We start from the raw sequence: 18,783 nt of genomic DNA, 5'->3' as shown, positions 1-18,783 counted from the left end.
AGCGCGTCATTTTGAATAGCAGAAAAGGCAAGTGTTGCATTTACGCCGCGTCAAACCGGCAGCGCGGTGGTCGACATGATCTCTTTCAAGACGAAAAAGGTGCGAATTTGGCGTACGCCAGGCAGCTTGATGATCTCGCCCGCATGCAGCTTGTTGAATCTTTCCAGATCGCGGATGCGCAGCATCAGGAAGTAATCGAATTCGCCTGCCACCAGGTGGCATTCCAGGCAGCCGCTGATGCTCTTGGCCGCTTCCTCGAAGTCGGTGAACGAGTCGGGTGTGGAACGGTCCAGCACCACGCCCACGATGACTAGCGTGGCCATGTCCACGTCGGCGGGTTCAAGCAGCGCGACCGTCTTGCGGATGATGCCTTCGCCTTTGAGCCGCTCGACGCGCCGCAGACACGCCGCCGGACTGAGATGCACGCGCGCGCTCAGGTCCAGATTGGTGATCTGCGCGTCGTCCTGAAGAATGCGCAGGATCTGGCGGTCGATGCGGTCCAGCGTGAACACGGCGGTCATTGAATGCGTCCCTGAAAATTAAATTTGGTCGCGGTTTTTAATTTGGAAATATTAAGTCCATAAATGCCAATAAACGAAGCTTAGATTTGGCGGATTGAAAAAATACGCAATTGACCCCTCAAGCCCATGATTTCTATGATTTTTGCGAACCCTGCCAAAAAGCGCAGGCCGCCCGAATCATCAGGAGCCACCATGGATCTGCAACGCTTTCCCCGTCATCGCCTGACCTTCGGCGATACCCCGATCGAAAAGCTGGACCGCCTTTCACAGCATCTGGGCGGCAAGGTCGAGATTTACGCCAAGCGCGAGGACTGCAACAGCGGCCTGGCATTCGGCGGCAACAAGCTGCGCAAGCTTGAATACCTGATCCCGCAGGCGCTGGAGCAAGGTTGCGACACGCTCGTCACCATCGGCGGCATCCAATCCAACCACACGCGCATGGTCGCGGCCGTGGCCGCCAAGCTGGGATTGGCCTGCGTGCTGGTGCAGGAAAACTGGGTGGATTATTCGGATGCGGTCTACGACCGCGTCGGCAACATCATGATGAGCCGCCTCATGGGCGCGGACGTGCGGCTGGTCGACCAGGGTTTCGACATCGGCTTTCGCCGCAGTTGGGAAGAGGCGCTTGAAGAAGTGAAACGCCGCGGCGGCAAGCCCTATGCGATTCCCGCGGGCGCGTCCGACCATGAACTGGGCGGGCTGGGCTACGTGGGCTTTGCCGAAGAGGTGCGCCGCCAGGAAGCCGATCTGGGATTCAAGTTCGACTACATCGTCGTCTGCGCGGTCACGGGCAGCACGCAGGCCGGCATGGTCGTGGGCTTTGCCGCCGACGGCCGCGCCAACCGCGTCATCGGCATCGACGCCTCCGCCACGCCGGAGCAGACGCGCGCCCAGGTCCTGCGCATCGCGCGGCGCACCGCCGACCTCGTCGGACTGGAAAGACCCATCGAAGACAAGGACGTGGTGCTCGACACACGTTACGCCTATCCCGCGTATGGCCTGCCGTCAGCCGAAACCAACGATGCCATCCGTACCTGCGCCCGCCTGGAAGGCATGATGACCGACCCGGTGTACGAAGGGAAATCCATGCAGGGAATGATGGACATCATCCGCAAAGGCGAAATTCCCGCCGGTTCCAAGGTCCTGTATGCGCACCTGGGAGGGGTGCCGGCGATCAACGCCTACAGCTTTCTCTACCGCAACGGATAGCGGCGGCTTCGGCGTCATGGGGTGGCCTTGCGGGGACTTGCGGTGAGGCCGAGCTCCCCATAGGGCAACCCAGGATGGCGCGGTAGGGACATTTGATGTACATACTTTGTATACACAAATCCACCCGCGAATCGTGTGTTGCCATGCCACGGTTTCGCGTTCCCCCGCCCGCCCATGCCCGCCTACGATTCCACCAAGCCCTACCCCCGCGACCTGGTCGGCTACGGCCGCAATCCACCTCACGCGCAATGGCCAGGCAACGCGCGGATTGCGGTGCAGTTCGTCCTGAATTACGAGGAAGGCGGCGAAAACAGCGTGCTGCATGGCGACGCCGGCTCCGAGCAATTCCTGTCCGAAATGTTCAGCCCCGCCAGCTATCCGGACCGGCATCTCAGCATGGAAGGCATCTATGAATACGGTTCGCGGGCGGGCGTGTGGCGCATCCTGCGGGAATTCGAAAAGCGCCAGCTGCCGCTGACGGTGTTCGGCGTCGGCATGGCGCTGCAACGCCATCCGGACCTGACCGCGGCGTTCGTGGAACTGGGGCATGAAATTGCCTGCCACGGCTGGCGCTGGATCCACTACCAGAATGTGGATGAAACCACCGAGCGCGAGCACATGCGCCTGGCTATCGACGCCATCACATCGCTGACCGGCACGCGGCCGCTGGGCTGGTACACCGGCCGCGACAGCCCCCGCACCCGCACGCTGGTCGCCGACGACGGCGGATTCGAGTACGACAGCGACTATTACGGCGACGACCTGCCCTTCTGGATGCAGGTGCGCAAATCGGATGGCGCCACGGCGCCGCAGCTCATCGTGCCTTACACGCTGGACTGCAACGACATGCGCTTCGCGCTGCCGCAGGGCTTTTCCCACGCAGATCCCTTTTTCCAGTACCTGAAGGACAGCTTCGACGCGTTGTATGCCGAAGGCGGCGAGGCGCCCAAGATGCTCAGCATCGGCATGCACTGCCGCCTCTTGGGCCGGCCCGGCCGCATCGTTGCCCTGCAGCGTTTCCTGGATCACATCGCGCGCCATGATCGCGTCTGGGTGTGCCGCCGGCTGGACATCGCGCGACACTGGAAAGCCACCCACCCCTACATATCCGACCGTTGAACAGGACGACCATGACCAACAAACTGAACGAGCCGAACGTCGAGCCGCGCCCGCACAGCCGCCACGGCGAAACCGGCATGGGCAGCGACATCTGGGACTGGCACGAGGCGCTCAGCATGTACAGCGATCCGGGCTACGCCGAAAAAGGCCAGCTCACGGTCACGTACCTGACCGACGCGCACCGCGCCTGCGCCGCGCGCATCTCGCAATGGATGCGAGACTGCGGCTTTGACGAGGTCAGCATCGACGCCGTGGGCAATGTGGTGGGACGCTATCGCGCCGCCCAGTCCGGCGCGCCGGTCCTCATGACCGGCAGCCACTTCGACACGGTGCGCAACGCCGGAAAGTACGACGGCCGGCTTGGCATCTTCGTGCCCATGGCCTGCGTGCGCGCGCTGCATCGAGAGAACCGGCGCCTGCCGTTCGACGTGGAGGTGATCGCCTTCGCCGAGGAAGAAGGCCAGCGCTACCGGGCCACGTTCCTGGGCTCGGGCGCGTTGATTGGCAGCTTCAATCCCGACTGGCTGGCGCAGAAGGATGCCGACGGCATCACCATGCGCGAGGCCATGACGCACGCGGGCCTGGACATCGACGGGATTGCCGGCCTGCGGCGCGATCCGGCCAATTACCTGGGCTTTGTCGAGGTGCACATCGAGCAGGGTCCGGTGCTGTATGAAATGGGGCTGCCGCTTGGCGTCGTCACGTCCATCAACGGCTGCGTGCGCCATCAGGTGCAGATCCTGGGCCTGGCCAGCCATGCCGGCACCACGCCCATGAACCGGCGGCGCGACGCGGCCGTGGCGGCCGCCGAGCTGGCGCTCTATGTTGAAAGCCGCGCCGCCCGCGATGGCGATTCGGTCGGCACGGTAGGCATGTTCGAGGTGCCCAGCGGATCGATCAACGTCGTGCCGGGCGAGTGCCGCTTCAGCCTGGACCTGCGCGCTCCCAGCGATGTGCAGCGCGACGCGCTGGTCGATGACGTGCTGGCCGAGCTGGCCGCCATCTGCGCGCGGCGCGGTCTGCGCTATTCGATTGAAGAAACCATGCGCGCCGCCGCCGCGCCCAGCGATCCGCGCTGGCAGCAGCGCTGGGAGCGCGCGGTCGACGCGCTGGGCGTCCCCGTGCACCGCATGCCCAGCGGCGCCGGCCACGACGCCATGAAGCTGCACGAGATCATGCCGCAGGCGATGCTCTTCGTGCGCGGCCAGAACAACGGCATCAGCCACAACCCCCGCGAATCCACCACCAGCGACGATATCGAACTTGCCGCGCAAGCCATGCTGGGCTTGCTCGACGCGCTGGCCAACGAAACCTCGACATAACGCCATGACCGATTACGCCCGACTCGACGCCTGGGTGGACGCCCATTTCGACGAAGAAGTCCGCTTCCTGCAAGCACTGGTGCGCGTGCCCACCGACACGCCGCCCGGCAACAACGCGCCGCACGCCGAGCGCACCGCGCAACTGCTGCAGGATTTTGCCCTGCACGCCGAAGCGCACCCCGTGCCGGCCCAGGCCGTCGCGGACTACGGCATGCAGTCCATCACCAACCTCATCGTGCGCCGCGAATACGGCGGCGCAGGCCCGCGCATCGCGCTCAACGCGCACGGCGATGTGGTGCCTCCCGGCGACGGCTGGAAGCACGATCCCTACGGCGCCGAGATCGAGGACGGCTGCCTGTACGGCCGCGCCGCAGCCGTCAGCAAGAGCGACTTCGCCAGCTTCACGTTTGCGCTGCGGGCGCTGGAAGCCGTCGCCATGCCGTCGCGCGGTGCGGTGGAGCTGCACTTTACGTACGACGAGGAATTCGGCGGTCTGCTGGGTCCGGGCTGGCTCCTGGAGCAGGGATTGACCCGCCCCGACCTGATGATCGCGGCCGGCTTCAGCTATGAAGTCGTCACCGCGCACAACGGCTGCCTGCAGATGGAAGTGACGGTGCACGGCAAGATGGCCCACGCCGCCATCCCAAGCAGCGGCGTCGACGCCTTGCAAGGCGCCGTCGCGATTCTGAATGCGCTGTATGCGCAGAACGCGCATTACCAGGCGATCACGTCGCAGGTCCCGGGCATTTCGCATCCGTACCTGAACGTGGGGCGGATCGAAGGCGGCACGAACACGAACGTGGTGCCCGGCAAGGTCAGCTTCAAGCTGGACCGCCGCATGATTCCCGAAGAAAACGCCACGGAGGTCGAGGCCGACATCCGGCGCATCATCGAAGAAACCGCGGCTTCATGTCCCGGTATCCGTGTCGAGATCAAGCGGCTGCTGCTGGCCAATTCGATGCGCCCGCTACCCGGCGCGCAGCCGCTGGTGCAGGCCATCCAGCAACATGGGGAGGCCGTGTTCGGCGAACCCATCCCCGCGATGGGCACACCGCTCTACACCGACGTGCGCCTGTACGCCGAAGCCGGCATCCCCGGCGTGATCTACGGCGCGGGCCCGCGCACGGTGCTGGAATCGCACGCCAAGCGCAACGACGAGCGCATCAATCTGGAAGACCTGCGCCGCGCGACGAAGGTCATTGCACGCACGCTGGCGGATTTGCTGCACTAAGCCAGCCGCATCACCCGCCGCCAGAAAAGCACGGCCACCATGACAAACACGGCCAGCCCCAGGTAGGACGCCATGCCGGCGAAGTCCTCGCCTGCGATCGCCAGCGGCGCCTCGGAGCCCGTGCCGCCGATGATGGCCGCCATCAGCACGCCCACCAGGCTCTCGCCCACGATCAGGCCCGAGGCGATCAGCACGCCGCGGCGGTTGGCCGCCTCGGCAAAGCGGTCGTAGGGCTGGTTGGCGGCGGCGGCGCGGCGGCGCAGGGCGCGCTCAAGCAGCCATGCCAGCAGCGCGCCCGCCACGATGGGCGCGGCGACGGTCGGCGGCAGGTAGATGCCGATGCCGACCGCCAGCACGGGAATGCGCGCCACCTTGCAGGTGCGCTTCATGATCTCGTCCACTACGATCAGCCCCACGCCCACCGCCATGCCGATCAGGATCATCGTCCAGTTCAACTGGTGGGTGAAGATGCCGCGCGTGATCGCCAGCATCAGCGTGGCCTGCGGCGCGGACAGCGCCTGCGAGGCGTCCATGCCCTCGCGCGGCATCGCGTCCGCAAACCCGTACGCGTTGTACAGCAGCTCCAGCACCGGCGAAATCACCGCCGCGCCGACGACGCAGCCGATCAGCAGCGCGACCTGCTGACGCCACGGGGTGGCCCCCACCAGCCAGCCGGTCTTCAGGTCCTGCAGGTTGTCGTTCGAAATCGACGCCACCGCCACCACGGCCGAGGTGCTGAAGATCGCCAGGGCAATCGCCATCTGCACGCCGTTGTCCAGCGCCATCAGCTCGCCGCCCACGCCCAGCATCAGCACGGACACCAGGACGATGGCGACGATGCCCACGCCGGAGATCGGGCTGGTCGACGACCCCACCAGGCCGGCCATGTAGCCGCAAGCCGCGGCCACCAGGAAACCGAACACAAAGGCAAAGAGGACCGCGTAGGCGACCAGCTTCCAGATGGCGCCGGCCGACAGTGGCGTGCCCGACAGGAACACCTGGAATGTGAAGACCAGGATTGCCACCAGCACCAGCGTCACGGCCGAGATCCAGCCCGCCGACAGGTCGCGTTCGGTGCGCGGCGCGGTGCCCGCTCGGGCCGCGCCCTCCTTGGTCAAGGCAGAAAACGAAGCCTTCACGCCGCGCGCCATCGGCACGAACAGCGTCGCCAGCGTCCAGATCGCGCCCACGCCGATCACGCCCGCGCCAATGAAGCGCACCTGCGAGGACCACAGCCCCGTGGCATAGGATGCCAGCGTCGCGCCCGCGGGCATGTCGCCCATGGCGGTCAGGATGGGCACCGCGATGCCCCACGCAATGACCAGCCCCGTCAACATCGCCAGCCCGGCGACGATGCCGATCAGGTAGCCCGCACCCAGCAGCGCCAGCGAAAAGCCCATCGGCAGCCTGAACACGGCGCCGCCCAATGCAAACCAGCCGCTGACGCTGTCGCCCAGCACGCGCAGCCCGCTGGCGGCAAAGCTGACCACGGCCGCCGCGACGCCCCCGGCGACGATGTCGCCCATGCCGGTGGCGGCGGGTTTGGCCGACGCGTGCGCGCCGGTCTGCGGCGCGTCCTGCGCGCGCTCGGCGCTGCCCACCCGCAGAATCTCCGCCGCCGCCACGCCTTCCGGATACGGCAGGTTGCTCTGCACCACCATCACGTGGCGCAGCGGAATCGTGAACATCACGCCCAGCATGCCGCCGGCCGCGCAGATGCCCAGCGTCTGCCAGAACGGGAAGCCCTGCCAGTGGCCCATCATGACCAGCGCCGGCAGGATGAAGATGATGGCCGACAGCGTGCCGGCCGCCGAGGCCTGCGTCTGCACCATGTTGTTTTCAAGGATGTTGGCGTCCTTGAACATGCGAAGGACCGACATCGAGATCACGGCCGCCGGAATGGCCGACGAGAACGTCAGGCCCACTTTGAGCCCCAGGAACACGTTCGAGGCGGTGAAGATGACGGTGATCAGCGCGCCGAGCAGGACGCCCCGGACGGTCAGCTCGGGCAGCGTGACCTCCGGCGGAACGCGGATGGGCTGGGTCATGGGTTTCTCCCTATTGATAGCCGCGCATTCTAGCGCCAGACCGTCCACCCCGTGGTCACCAGCGGTAAACGCGATCGGGCAGTGGAACCTGCCGTGCAGCAGGATCCTGACGAAAGATTATGCTGAAAGCGCCGGATTCCCCTGGGGCATTTGATGACTCATGCCTCGGGCATGGGTCTAGCATGAGCAGTAAAAACAGGAGACGACTCACCATGCTCGACCCTCGCCAGCCCCTTTCCGGATCGGCCCTCCAGGACGACGCCGACCCCGCCGAAACCGCCGAATGGCGCGAAGCGTTGCAGTCCCTGCTGCAGGCCGACGGGGCCGAGCGCGCGGGCTACGTGCTGGACAGCGTCCTGGGCCACGCCGCCTCGCTCGGGCTGCGCGCCAACAGCCAGACCCGCACGGCCTACCTGAATACCATTCCCGCCGACCAGGAACCGCCCTTCCCCGGCAACCTGGCCGTCGAAGAGCGCATCGCCCGCATCAACCGCTGGAACGCGCTGGCGATGGTGGTGCGCGCCAATCAGGCGCATGGCGAGCTGGGCGGCCACATCGCCAGCTACGCGTCGGCCGCCGACCTGTTCGAAGTCGGCTTCAACCATTTCTTTCGCGCCCGCACGGACGGCAACCCGGGCGACATCGTCTACATGCAGCCGCATTCGGCGCCCGGCGTCTACGCGCGCGCCTTCCTCGAAGGCTTTCTGGGCGAAGACGACCTGGCGCATTTCCGCCAGGAAATCACCGCCACCACGCGCGGCTTGCGCGGCCTGTCCTCGTACCCCCATCCGTGGCTGATGCCGGATTTCTGGCAGTTCCCCACCGGCTCGATGGGCATCGGCCCCATCAACGCCATCTACCAGGCGCGCTTCATGCGCTATCTGGAACATCGCTCGCTGGTGCCCGGCGCCGATCGCAAGGTGTGGGGCATCTTTGGCGACGGCGAAATGGACGAGCCCGAATCCATTGCGGCGCTCACGCTGGCCGCGCGCGAAAAGCTCGACAACCTGATCTTCGTCGTCAACTGCAACCTGCAGCGCCTGGACGGCCCGGTGCGCGGCAACGGCCGCATCATCGACGAACTCGAAACCCTGTACGCTGGCGCGGGCTGGAACGTCATCAAGCTCGTCTGGGGCAGCGACTGGGACGCGCTGCTGCGCCGGGACACGGGCGGCGCGCTCGCCCGCGCCTTCGCCAACACCGTGGACGGCCAGTTCCAGACCTTCGCGGCCAACGATGGCGCATTCAACCGCGCCCACTTCTTCAACCAGAATCCCGAGCTGGCGGCGTTGGTGGCCGACTGGTCCGACGACGCCATCGACCGCCTGCACCGGGGCGGCCATGACATGGTGAAGATCCATGCCGCCTACCATCGCGCCGCGAACCATCGCGGCCAGCCCACCGTCATCCTCGCGCAGACCAAGAAGGGGTTTGGCATGGGGACGGCCGGCCAGGGCAAGATGACCACCCATCAGCAAAAGAAGCTGGACGACGAAGCGCTGCTCGCGTTCCGCGACCGCTTCGCGCTGCCGATTTCCGACGCCGACTGCCTGGCGCTCAAGTTCTACCGCCCCGCCGACGACAGCGCCGAAATGCGCCATCTGCAGGCGCGCCGCGCCGCGCTGGGCGGCTATATCCCGCGCCGCAACGCCGAGGCCCCGCGGCTCGCGCCCCCGGACGCCGACCAATGGGCGCGCTTTGCGCTGGCGGCCGACGGCAAGGAGATGTCGTCCACGATGGCCATCGTGCGCATGCTGACCGCGCTGCTCAAGGACGCCACCGTGGGCCCGCGCATCGTGCCCATCGTCGCGGACGAGGCGCGCACCTTCGGCATGGCCAACCTGTTCCGGCAGATCGGCATCTATTCCGCGCAAGGCCAGCTCTATGAACCCGAGGACATCGGCTCGGTGCTGTATTACCGCGAGGCGCGCGACGGCCAGATCCTCGAAGAAGGCATCACCGAGGCCGGCGCCATCTCGTCCTGGACGGCGGCCGGCACCAGTTACTCGGTCAACGGCCTGCCGATGCTGCCGTTCTATATCTATTACTCGATGTTCGGATTCCAGCGCATCGGGGACCTGATCTGGGCCGCCGCCGACCAGCGCGCCCGGGGCTTTCTGATCGGCGCCACGTCGGGCCGCACGACACTCGGGGGCGAAGGCCTGCAGCACCAGGACGGCTCCAGCCACATCATGGCCGCCACCGTGCCCAATTGCCGCGCGTATGACCCGGCCTACGCCTTTGAGGTCGCCGTCATCGTCGAACATGGCATGCGGCGCATGCTGGACGAGCAACGCGATGAATTCTTCTACCTGACCGTCACGAACGAGAACCTGGCGCAGCCCGACATGCCCCGGGATCCCGCGACGCGCGAAGGCATCCTGCGCGGCCTGTACCGGTTGCGGCCCGCGCGCGGCAAGGCGCAGGTCCGCCTGCTGGGCGCCGGGCCCATGCTGCGCGAAGCCGAGCTGGCTGCCGCGCGCCTGCACGACGAATTCGGCGTGGATGCGGAAGTCTGGAGCGTGACCAGCTTTTCGGAGCTGGCCCGCAGCGGCCGCCAAGCCGAGCGCGCACGCGTGCTGGGCCTGGAAGCGCCGCAGGACCAGGACTGGGTGCACACCTGCCTGGCCGGCAGCGACGCCCCGGTGATTGCGGCCAGCGACTACGTGCGCGCCGTGCCCGAACAGATTCGCGCCTACGTAAAAGCGCCCTACCGCACGTTGGGCACGGACGGTTTCGGGCGCAGCGACACGCGGGCGCGGTTGCGCGATTTCTTCGAGGTCGGCGCCGACTGGATCGTGCTGCATGCGCTGGACAGCCTGGACAGGCAGGACGATGCGCGCACCTTGCGCCGCGCCTTGAACGCCGGCAGCCGCCAGGCGCCACCGTGGGAAATCTAGGGTCTCATCCATTTCACCTCGTCCATCGGGGCGGCGCCGCGCACGCGTTTGCTTGATCAAAAGCGAACGCTCGCTGCACTGCAGCAACCAAGCACCCGCGCTTTCTGGTGAAATACGGGTGTTCCCTAAGCATTTCGCGATGAATACGGCGGGCCGCGAGCCCGCCTTTTGCATCCCTGTTTTTTTCCGTTAGCCCTTTCAGGCCCCGATCCCATGGACGAAACTCTCACCAAACTGGCGTTGGACTACCACGCCTATCCCACTCCCGGCAAAATCTCGGTCACCCCGACCAAGACCCTGGCCAACCAGGACGACCTGTCCCTGGCCTACTCCCCCGGCGTGGCTGCGGCTTGCATGGCCATTTTCGACCAGGGCGACGACGCCGCCTCCAAGTACACGTCGCGCGGCAACCTCGTGGGCGTGATCACCAACGGCACCGCCGTCCTGGGTCTGGGCAACATCGGTCCGCTGGCCGCCAAGCCCGTGATGGAAGGCAAGGGTTGCCTGTTCAAGAAATTCGCCGGCATCGACGTGTTCGACATCGAACTCGCGGAAAACGATCCGGACAAGCTGGTGGACATCATTGCCGCGCTCGAGCCCACGCTGGGCGGCGTCAACCTTGAAGATATCAAGGCGCCCGAGTGCTTCTACATCGAGAAGAAGCTGCGCGAGCGCATGAAGATCCCCGTCTTCCACGACGACCAGCACGGCACCGCCATCATCTCGTCGGCCGCCATCCTGAACGGCCTGAAGGTCGTGAACAAGGACATCGGCTCGGTCAAGCTGGCCTGCTCCGGCGCCGGCGCCGCGGCCATCGCATGCCTGGACCTGCTGGTTCACCTGGGCATCAAGCGCGAAAACATCTTCGTGGTCGACTCGCGCGGCGTCATCTGGGACGGCCGCGACGAGAACATGGAAGCCAACAAGAAGCGCTACGCGCAAAAGACCGACGCGCGCACGCTGGCCGACGTGGTCAATGGCGCCGACGTGTTCCTGGGCTGCTCGACCGCCGGCGTGCTGACCGCCGACATGGTCAAGACCATGGCCGACCGTCCGCTGATCCTGGCCCTGGCCAACCCGGAACCCGAAATCCGCCCCGAAGTCGCCAAGGCCGCGCGCCCCGACTGCATCATCGCGACGGGCCGTTCGGACTACCCGAACCAGGTCAACAACGTCCTGTGCTTCCCCTTCATCTTCCGCGGCGCCATGGATGCCGGCGCTTCGCGCATCACCGAAGAAATGAAGCTGGCGTGCGTCAAGGCCATCGCCGACCTCGCCCAGGCCGAGCAGAACGATGAAGTGGCCCGCGCCTACGCTGGCCAGGAACTGTCGTTCGGTCCCGAGTACATCATCCCCAAGCCGTTCGACCCGCGCCTGATCGTCCAGATCGCGCCGGCCGTCGCGCAGGCCGCCGCCGACTCCGGCGTTGCCGCCCGTCCCATCGAGGACATCGAGGCCTACCGCCAGAAGCTGATGGGCTTCGTGTACCACTCGGGCCAACTGATGCGCCCGCTGTTCGCCCAGGCCAAGAAGGCGCCCAAGCGCGTCATCTACGCCGACGGCGAAGACGAGCGCGTGCTGCGCGCCGTGCAGACGGTTGCCGACGAGAAGCTGGCGTTCCCGATCTTGATCGGCCGTCCCGCCGTCATCGAAATGCGCATCCAGAAGGCCGGCCTGCGCCTCATCGCCGGTCAGCACTTCGAGATCGTGGATCCCGAAGACGACAGCCGCTTCAACGAAACCTGGAACGCGTACTACCAGTTGAAGGGCCGTGAAGGCGTGACGCCGGCCATCGCCAAGGCGATGATCCGCAAGCACAACACGCTGATCGGCGCGATGCTGCTGCGCCGTGGCGATGCCGACGCACTGCTGTGCGGCGTGGCCAGCAAGTACGACAACCAGCTCAAGTACATCGACGAAATCATCGGCAAGAAGGAAGGCCAGACCTACGCCGCCCTGAACGTGCTGATGCTGCCCGACCAGACGCTGTTCGTCACCGACACCCACGTCAACGAAAACCCGACGGCCGAGGAAGTCGCCAGCATCACGATCCAGGCCGCCGACGAAATGCTGCGTTTCGGCGTGGTGCCCAAGATCGCGCTGCTGTCGCACTCGAACTTCGGCAGCCGCATCACGGAATCGTCGCGCAAGATGGCCGCCGCGCGCCAGATCGTGCAAGACCGTGCCCCTGACCTGGAAGTCGACGGCGAAATGCACGCCGACGCCGCCCTGTCCGAAAAGATCCGCGTCCTGGCCTACCCGGACAGCACGCTGAAGGGCCCGGCCAACCTTCTGGTCATGCCCAATCTGGACACCGGCAACATCACGTACAACATGCTGAAGATGACCGGCAGCAATGGCGTCGCGATGGGTCCGATCCTGCTGGGCGCCGCGCGTCCCGTGCATATCCTGACCACCAGCGCCACCGTGCGCCGCATCGTCAACATGACGGCCCTGGCCGTGGTGGATGCGCAGCAGGAAGCCGCGGAAGAAGCCAAGAAGCGCCGCCGCTGATCGCACCCTCTGGCTGCACGCTCACGGGCGCCCCTCAAACGGGGCGCCCGTTTTCTTTTTTGGATGGTAAAACCTAGCTTGACCTTTACCTGGAGACGACATGCTGGCCGATGCAATGTATGCCTGGTTCCACTACCTGGCGATCTTCGTTCTGGTGGTGGTGCTCACCGCCGAAGCCGTATTGCTGCGCCCCGACCTGACGCCCGCCGGCGTCAAGCGCCTCATCATCTACGACCGCCTCTACGGCGTGAGCGCAATCCTCGTCCTCGTCACCGGGGTGCTGCGGCTGACCGCAGGCGCCAAGGGCGCCGCGTTCTACATGGGCAATCCCTGGTTCCACGCCAAGATTTCGCTCTTTGTCGTCATCGCGCTCTGTTCCATTCCGCCCACGCTGACTTTCCTGCGCTGGGCAAAACAACGGCGCCAGCAACCGGAGTTCGTCCCGGCCCTGCCCGAGATCAAGCGCGCGCGCCGCTGGGTGATGATCGCTTCGCACCTGTTCATCTTCCTGCCGCTCTTCGCGGTGCTGATGGCGCGCGGCATCGGCTACTGATGCCTGCGGCTATGGGCAGCGGGCGCGCGCCGGGCGCGCCGGCTCCTTGCCATCGACGACGAACGTGTCAAAGCGGAACACACCCGCCGCTTCGTTGCTGACGATCTTGATGAACTCGCCTTGCGGCGCATGCATCACGGACATGCCTTCGGGCACGTCCTCGCGGCCGGGCCGAACCGCGGCCTGCCCGTTCCAAGGACTGAAGACGAGGACGCCCGGGTACGGTTCACGATCCTCCTCCGCGCCCCGCCGCGCGGTCTTGAACTGTGTGCCAGCGGGGTACGTCAGGCCGCCGAACTGCGTGCGGCACGCCAGCTCCGCGTCCGTGACGCGCAATACGTTGCGCGACGCATCCAGATAGAGCGTGGGCCGGCTGAGAAACAGCCCGAACAGCGGCACGGCCGCCTCGCTCTCCACCTCAAGCCGCCAGCGGTCGGCGTCCCGCGAACCATCCGTGTAGACCGTGCCGCTCGATCCGCGCAACGCCGTGCCTGCCGCGATGGCCAGGCCCCCGGCCTCGTTGCCCGGCGCCAGCACGCATTGTTCGAACGCCTTCATGGCGCCGTCCGGCTCGACGGCGAACTCGATGTCGTGCGCGCCGTCGCACCCCCAACCTTGCACGGTCTGCACGCCCGCGCCTCGCAGGATGACCGTGCGCGGGTGCCGGCCAAGCGTGGCATAGGTTTGCGCTTCGTACTCGGTATCCAGGTAGCGCCGTGCAGACGTTGCCTGAACGCCCAGCATGGGCACCGCTTGCGGAAAACTGGCTTCGACGTAGGTGTCGAGCTTGCCCTCGTCCTTCAGGGTCAGGCGCGTGCCCGCCGGCATCGCCACGCCGCCAACCACTGCGGGCTCCTGCAATGTGACGCGCAGCGCCGCCTGCTTGCGATCGATGTCCCGGCCCACCTGCCACATCACCGCGTGGAACCAGGCATAGAAGCTGAACGGCGCGGCCAGCGCCAGGCAAAGCACGAGGGACGTCTTCCAGTACTTGCGGACGGTGCGCCGGGCGCGGCCGCTGATGGCCAGGGCGATGCCCCAGCCCAACAACAACAGGCCGGCGAAGAAGCCGGCCGTGAGCAGAATGAAAAAACTGGCGCTGGGAAGTGCTATCGGAATCATGGCGGTGATGCTATCCGCAAAATTACTCACTAGCTAATTATCAGAATTTTATTAAAGACACCACTTCTCGGACCGACTGTAATCACACATGTCGCCGAGAAGTACGCCATAAACCTCTGAAAAGCACCGTCGGCGCATTGCATTTCAGCCAATTTGATAGACATCAACTTATGAAATCCAAAGTAATCATCGCGCTGGCCATCGGCGCCCTCGCTTCCACGTCGCAGCTGGCCTTTGCCTCGGACGGCACGATCAATTTCACGGGCGCCATATCCGCCAACACGTGCACCATCGATGGCAACGGCACCGGCAGCAAGAACTTCAACGTGCTCATGCCCACGGTCGGCGTCGATTCACTGACGGCCGCGGGCCAAACGGCCGGCACCACGCCCTTCACCATCCGCCTGACCGCATGCACCCCCGGTACGGGCATGGTCCACACCCTGTTCGAGCCCGGCGCCAACGGCAATGCCGCCACCGGCAACCTGACGATCGCCGCAGGGGGGGCCGCCAACGTCGAGATCCGCCTCCTGAATGGCGACGCAACACCCATCAGCGTCACCGTCGCCGACGAGGCTCAGAACTCCAAGGCCGTCTCCCTGAACAGCGGCGAGGCCACGCTTCATTACCAGGCTCAGTATTTCGCGCTCGGCCAGGCAGGCGCGGGCAACGTGAACGCCACTGCCAAATACACCATCATTTATCAATAAGCCGCCCGGCTTGGCCTCGCGCTCGTTTGCAGCCGCCCGGATCAGTAGTCAAGCCCCCATTTACAGTCCGAGGAAACCGATGAACCCATTCAACGTAGCTCTTGCAGCCGGAGCGTTGGCAGGTTGTATCTTCGCCGCCGCGCCGGCAACCGCATCCGTCGTCATTGGCAGCACCCGAATCGTCTATGAGGCCGGCCAGGCGGAAGTCAACGTCAAGCTCAAGAACGAGGGCGACCAGCCCGCGCTCACCCAGACCTGGATCGACAAGGGCGACGCCAAGGCGGCGCCGGGATCCATCCAGGTGCCGTTCATCGTGACCCCGCCCGTCTCCCGCATCGACCAAGGCAAGGGTCAGACCCTGCGCCTGATGCACACGGGCGAACCGATGGTCCAGGACAAGGAGTCCGTGTTCTGGCTCAACGTGTTGGAAATCCCGCCCAAGGACAAGGCCAATCAGAACCTCTTGCAGATGGCGTTCCGGTCGCGAATCAAGCTGTTCTACCGGCCCAAGGACCTCAAGGGCAAAGCCGAAGACGCACCCGCGCAGGTCAGCTGGCGCCTGGTCAAGTCCGGCAACCGCACCGCAATCGAAGCCACAAACCCCACGCCGTATCACATCACCTTCATCGAAATCAATGTGGCAAGCAACGGCAAGCGCGCCAAGTTCACCGACGGGGACATGCTGGCCCCGGGCGAAAAAAAGGTCCTTCCCCTTGTGGGCGACGTGGTCCAGGGCGCAGACGCCGAAGTCACGTACCGCTTCCTGAATGACCACGGCGGCGCAGTCAAAGGCACACGCGCCCTCAGCCCCGCCTAGCGCGGCATCAGCATGACCGGCCCGCACTGACCGGCCGGCGGTCCGCTTACCAAACCACCACCCGACGCCTGCAGGGGCGGCGCCATTGGCAGGCATCAGCCAGCCGATAGCGCCGCGCCTCATCACGCACCTGCCCATCATGGAACGTCTCGCCACCACGCCGCATTTCGCGCTCGCCGCGATCACGCTAAGCCTGCTCAGCGCAACTGCCTGGGCCGCCAGCAGCACCGAGCTCGCCGCGTTGGAAGCGGACGTGGAGTTCAACGACGCCTTCCTGAGCGGCGCGGAGGTGGACGTCAGCCAGTTCTCGCGCTCGAACAGCGCCATCCCGGGCACCTACCGTCTCGACGTGCTGGTGAACGACCGCTGGCTGGGGCGTTCCGACGTGCGCATCGGCAAACCTTCGACCTCAAACGCGCCGCTTCAAGCCTGTTTCGACCCGGCGCTGGTCGAACTGGTGGGCATCGACCTCGCCAAGATCGACGCCGCGCGAGCCGGGCAGCTGACCGCCGGCCAATGTGTCCCGGTGACCGACCTGGTGAAGGAAGCGCATGCGGAGTTCGACGCGGGCGAACAGCGGCTGAACGTGACGGTGCCCCAGGCCTCGCTGATCCGGCAGGGCCGCGGGTTCGTGGACCCCAAGCATTGGGACGAAGGCGTGCCGGCGGCGCTCTTGAATTACAACGCGAACTTCTACACCTCCCGCGCCGATGGCAAGACGTCGACGCAGAGCTTTGCGGGTCTGAACGCCGGCGCGAACGCGGGCCCCTGGCGCTTGCGCCACACCGGCAACGCAACAAAGGGCAGCAAGAGCGGCCTGCAGTATCAAAGCGTGCAGACCAATCTGCGGCGCAACATCACCGGCATGAAGAGCCAGCTGGTGATCGGCGATGCCTTCACGGACGGGTCGACTTTTGACAGCGTCGGGTTCCGCGGCGTGCAGATGTCCAGCGACGATCGCATGTATCCCGAATCGCAGCGCGGCTTTGCGCCGACCCTGCGCGGCATCGCCAACACGAACGCGCGCGTCCAGGTGCGCCAGAACGGCAACATCATCTACGAAACCACCGTCGCCCCCGGTCCGTTCATCATTGACGACCTGTATGCCACCGGCTACGGCGGCGACCTGGAGATGGTGGTCAACGAAGCCGACGGCCGCGTCCTGGTGTCACGGGTTCCTTTCTCCAGCACGGTGAATTCGTTGCGCCCGGGTGTGACCCGCTACAGCGTCACCGCGGGCCAGTACCGCACGCCGCAGACGGCCGGTCAGCCCCTGATGGCGCAAGCGACCGTTCAGCATGGGATCAACAACCTGGTGACTGCCTATGGCGGCCTGACCGGGGCTCAGGGCTACGGCGCCGTGTTGGGCGGCGCTGCGCTAAACACGGATTTTGGCGCGTTTGGCCTGGACGTCACGCAGGCGGCCACGCGCCTGCCCAAGGAAAAAAACCGCAATGGGCAGAGCGTCAAACTGGGCTACTCCAAGTTCCTGGAGCCCACGCGCACCAACCTCACGCTTGCGGCCTACCGCTATTCCAGCCGCGGCTACCTGAGCATGGCCGACGCCATGGAGCTGAGATCCCGGCAAGAGCTGGGGCAAGGCGCTGGCCCGTATGGAACGCAACGAGGCCGTCTGCAGGCGACGATCAATCAAAACCTGCCGGCCGGTTATGGATCCCTGCATTTCACGGGTTCGACCCAGGACTACTGGGACAAGTCCGGCCGCGACTCGCAGATCCAGGCGGCCTACAGCAACAGCTACAAGCGCGTGAACTATAGCGTTTCGGCCACCCGCCAACTCAACGTGGGCACCCAGAAATGGGACAACCAGGTCATGCTCAACCTGGGCATTCCGCTGGGCCGCAACCAGAATCCGGTCTACGCATCGACCAGCCTGCAGAAGGGATCGGATGGATCTGGCAGCGTCCAGCAATCCGTGGCGGGCTCGCTCGGCGCGGACAACGCGTTCAACTATGGCGTCAGCGCCGGCCGCGGCGTGTCGTCAAACGGCCCGGCCAACACCAACATCGCAGCCAACGCCTCGTACCTCACGCCAGTGACCGCCGTGACCGCCAACGCCAGCACCAGCGCGAACTACACGCAATACGGCGCGGGCATTTCCGGCGGCGTCGTGGGCTATGGCGGCGGTGTCGTGATGACGCCGGTCTCTGGCGAAACGATCGCCATCGTCGAAGCGAAAGATGCTGCCGGCGCGCGGGTGCTCAACAGCAGCGGCGTGCGCCTGGACGCCAAGGGCCGCGCGATCGTATCGACGTTGACACCCTACGCCAGAAACGGCATCGAAATCGATCCCAAGGGTCTGCCGTTCAATGTCGAGCTCAAGGCGACCGAACAACACGTGGCCCCTACCGCCGGCGCGGTGGTTCGGCTGAGCTTCGAAACCGAAAACGCCGGCAGTGCCGCGCTGCTGACCGTGGCAACGCCCGGCGGCGAACCCCTTCCGTTTGGCGCCGACGTGCGGGACGCCGACGGAAACAGCGTGGGAGTCGTGGCGCAAGGCGGCCGCGTCCTTGCGCGCGGACTGAAGGACACGCAGGGCATCCTGACCGTGCAATGGGGCGCGAACGATGGGCAAGCCTGCACGTTCGGCTACGCCCTTCCCGCGCAGCCTCCCAAGGACGCAGCGCTGCCGCGGGTAAGCGGACTGCTCTGCGAGGGGTCGGCGCTTACCCGGATAGCCATCAACTGATGATGAG

General features: G+C 65.7%; 12 protein-coding genes and 1 pseudogene. 10 read left to right on the top strand and 3 right to left on the bottom strand.

Annotation, left to right across the window (positions count from 1 at the left end):
• Window positions 1-50: 50 nt before the first annotated feature.
• A complete protein-coding gene (locus tag H4P35_RS06475) occupies window positions 51-521 on the bottom strand; it encodes an Lrp/AsnC family transcriptional regulator (protein WP_226848454.1) in 471 nt (156 codons plus the stop codon).
• A 192-nt stretch (window positions 522-713) separates the two neighbouring features.
• On the opposite strand from H4P35_RS06475, the gene H4P35_RS06470 reads away from it, so the two are divergent.
• The 4 genes and pseudogenes from H4P35_RS06470 to H4P35_RS06455 all read left to right on the top strand — a co-directional run bounded on the left by H4P35_RS06470 (window position 714) and on the right by H4P35_RS06455 (window position 5,402).
• Complete coding sequence (locus tag H4P35_RS06470; RefSeq protein WP_226848453.1) at window positions 714-1,730, top strand: 1-aminocyclopropane-1-carboxylate deaminase; 1,017 nt, start codon at window positions 714-716, stop codon at window positions 1,728-1,730.
• A gap of 174 nt (window positions 1,731-1,904) precedes the next feature.
• The gene (gene puuE / locus H4P35_RS06465; protein ID WP_226848452.1) at window positions 1,905-2,849 is read left to right on the top strand and encodes an allantoinase PuuE; all 945 of its coding nucleotides are present in this window, start codon (window positions 1,905-1,907) and stop codon (window positions 2,847-2,849) included.
• A gap of 80 nt (window positions 2,850-2,929) precedes the next feature.
• Window positions 2,930-4,171: pseudogene (locus H4P35_RS06460) on the top strand (hydantoinase/carbamoylase family amidase); the annotation flags it as partial.
• Window positions 4,172-4,175: 4 nt separating this feature from the next.
• Window positions 4,176-5,402: a M20/M25/M40 family metallo-hydrolase gene (locus H4P35_RS06455; RefSeq protein WP_226848451.1), complete on the top strand. Its 1,227-nt coding sequence runs from the start codon at window positions 4,176-4,178 to the stop codon at window positions 5,400-5,402.
• Here H4P35_RS06455 and H4P35_RS06450 read toward each other — a convergent pair.
• Window positions 5,399-7,450: an OPT family oligopeptide transporter gene (locus H4P35_RS06450; RefSeq protein ID WP_226848450.1), complete on the bottom strand. Its 2,052-nt coding sequence runs from the start codon at window positions 7,448-7,450 to the stop codon at window positions 5,399-5,401. The genes H4P35_RS06455 and H4P35_RS06450 overlap by 4 nt on opposite strands.
• Window positions 7,451-7,662: 212 nt before the next feature.
• On the opposite strand from H4P35_RS06450, the gene mdeB reads away from it, so the two are divergent.
• The 3 genes from mdeB (at window position 7,663) to H4P35_RS06435 (ending at window position 13,417) form a co-directional block, all read left to right on the top strand.
• On the top strand, window positions 7,663-10,350 hold the full coding sequence (mdeB, locus tag H4P35_RS06445) for an alpha-ketoglutarate dehydrogenase (protein WP_226848449.1): 2,688 nt from the start codon (window positions 7,663-7,665) through the stop codon (window positions 10,348-10,350).
• Window positions 10,351-10,563: 213 nt separating this feature from the next.
• Window positions 10,564-12,864: an NADP-dependent malic enzyme gene (locus tag H4P35_RS06440; protein ID WP_056322119.1), complete on the top strand. Its 2,301-nt coding sequence runs from the start codon at window positions 10,564-10,566 to the stop codon at window positions 12,862-12,864.
• Window positions 12,865-12,964: 100 nt separating this feature from the next.
• On the top strand, window positions 12,965-13,417 hold the full coding sequence (locus H4P35_RS06435) for a DUF2214 family protein (protein WP_063952711.1): 453 nt from the start codon (window positions 12,965-12,967) through the stop codon (window positions 13,415-13,417).
• Window positions 13,418-13,426: 9 nt separating this feature from the next.
• Here the strand turns inward: H4P35_RS06435 and H4P35_RS06430 are convergent, their stop codons facing one another.
• Complete coding sequence (locus H4P35_RS06430) at window positions 13,427-14,539, bottom strand: hypothetical protein (protein WP_226848448.1); 1,113 nt, start codon at window positions 14,537-14,539, stop codon at window positions 13,427-13,429.
• A gap of 170 nt (window positions 14,540-14,709) precedes the next feature.
• Between H4P35_RS06430 and H4P35_RS06425 the strand changes: the two genes are divergently transcribed.
• From H4P35_RS06425 to H4P35_RS06415, 3 genes are all read left to right on the top strand, one after another.
• Window positions 14,710-15,249, top strand: a complete 540-nt coding sequence (locus H4P35_RS06425) for a fimbrial protein (protein WP_226848447.1) — start codon at window positions 14,710-14,712, stop codon at window positions 15,247-15,249.
• Between the two features lie 115 nt (window positions 15,250-15,364).
• Window positions 15,365-16,066, top strand: a complete 702-nt coding sequence (locus tag H4P35_RS06420; protein WP_226848446.1) for a fimbria/pilus periplasmic chaperone — start codon at window positions 15,365-15,367, stop codon at window positions 16,064-16,066.
• 85 nt (window positions 16,067-16,151) lie between these two features.
• The gene (locus tag H4P35_RS06415) at window positions 16,152-18,776 is read left to right on the top strand and encodes a fimbria/pilus outer membrane usher protein (RefSeq protein WP_226848445.1); all 2,625 of its coding nucleotides are present in this window, start codon (window positions 16,152-16,154) and stop codon (window positions 18,774-18,776) included.
• Window positions 18,777-18,783: the final 7 nt, after the last annotated feature.

Source organism: Achromobacter sp. 77 (assembly GCF_020541125.1).
Lineage (GTDB): Bacteria > Pseudomonadota > Gammaproteobacteria > Burkholderiales > Burkholderiaceae_B > Achromobacter > Achromobacter mucicolens.
This window is presented reverse-complemented; position numbering and strand designations above follow the sequence as displayed.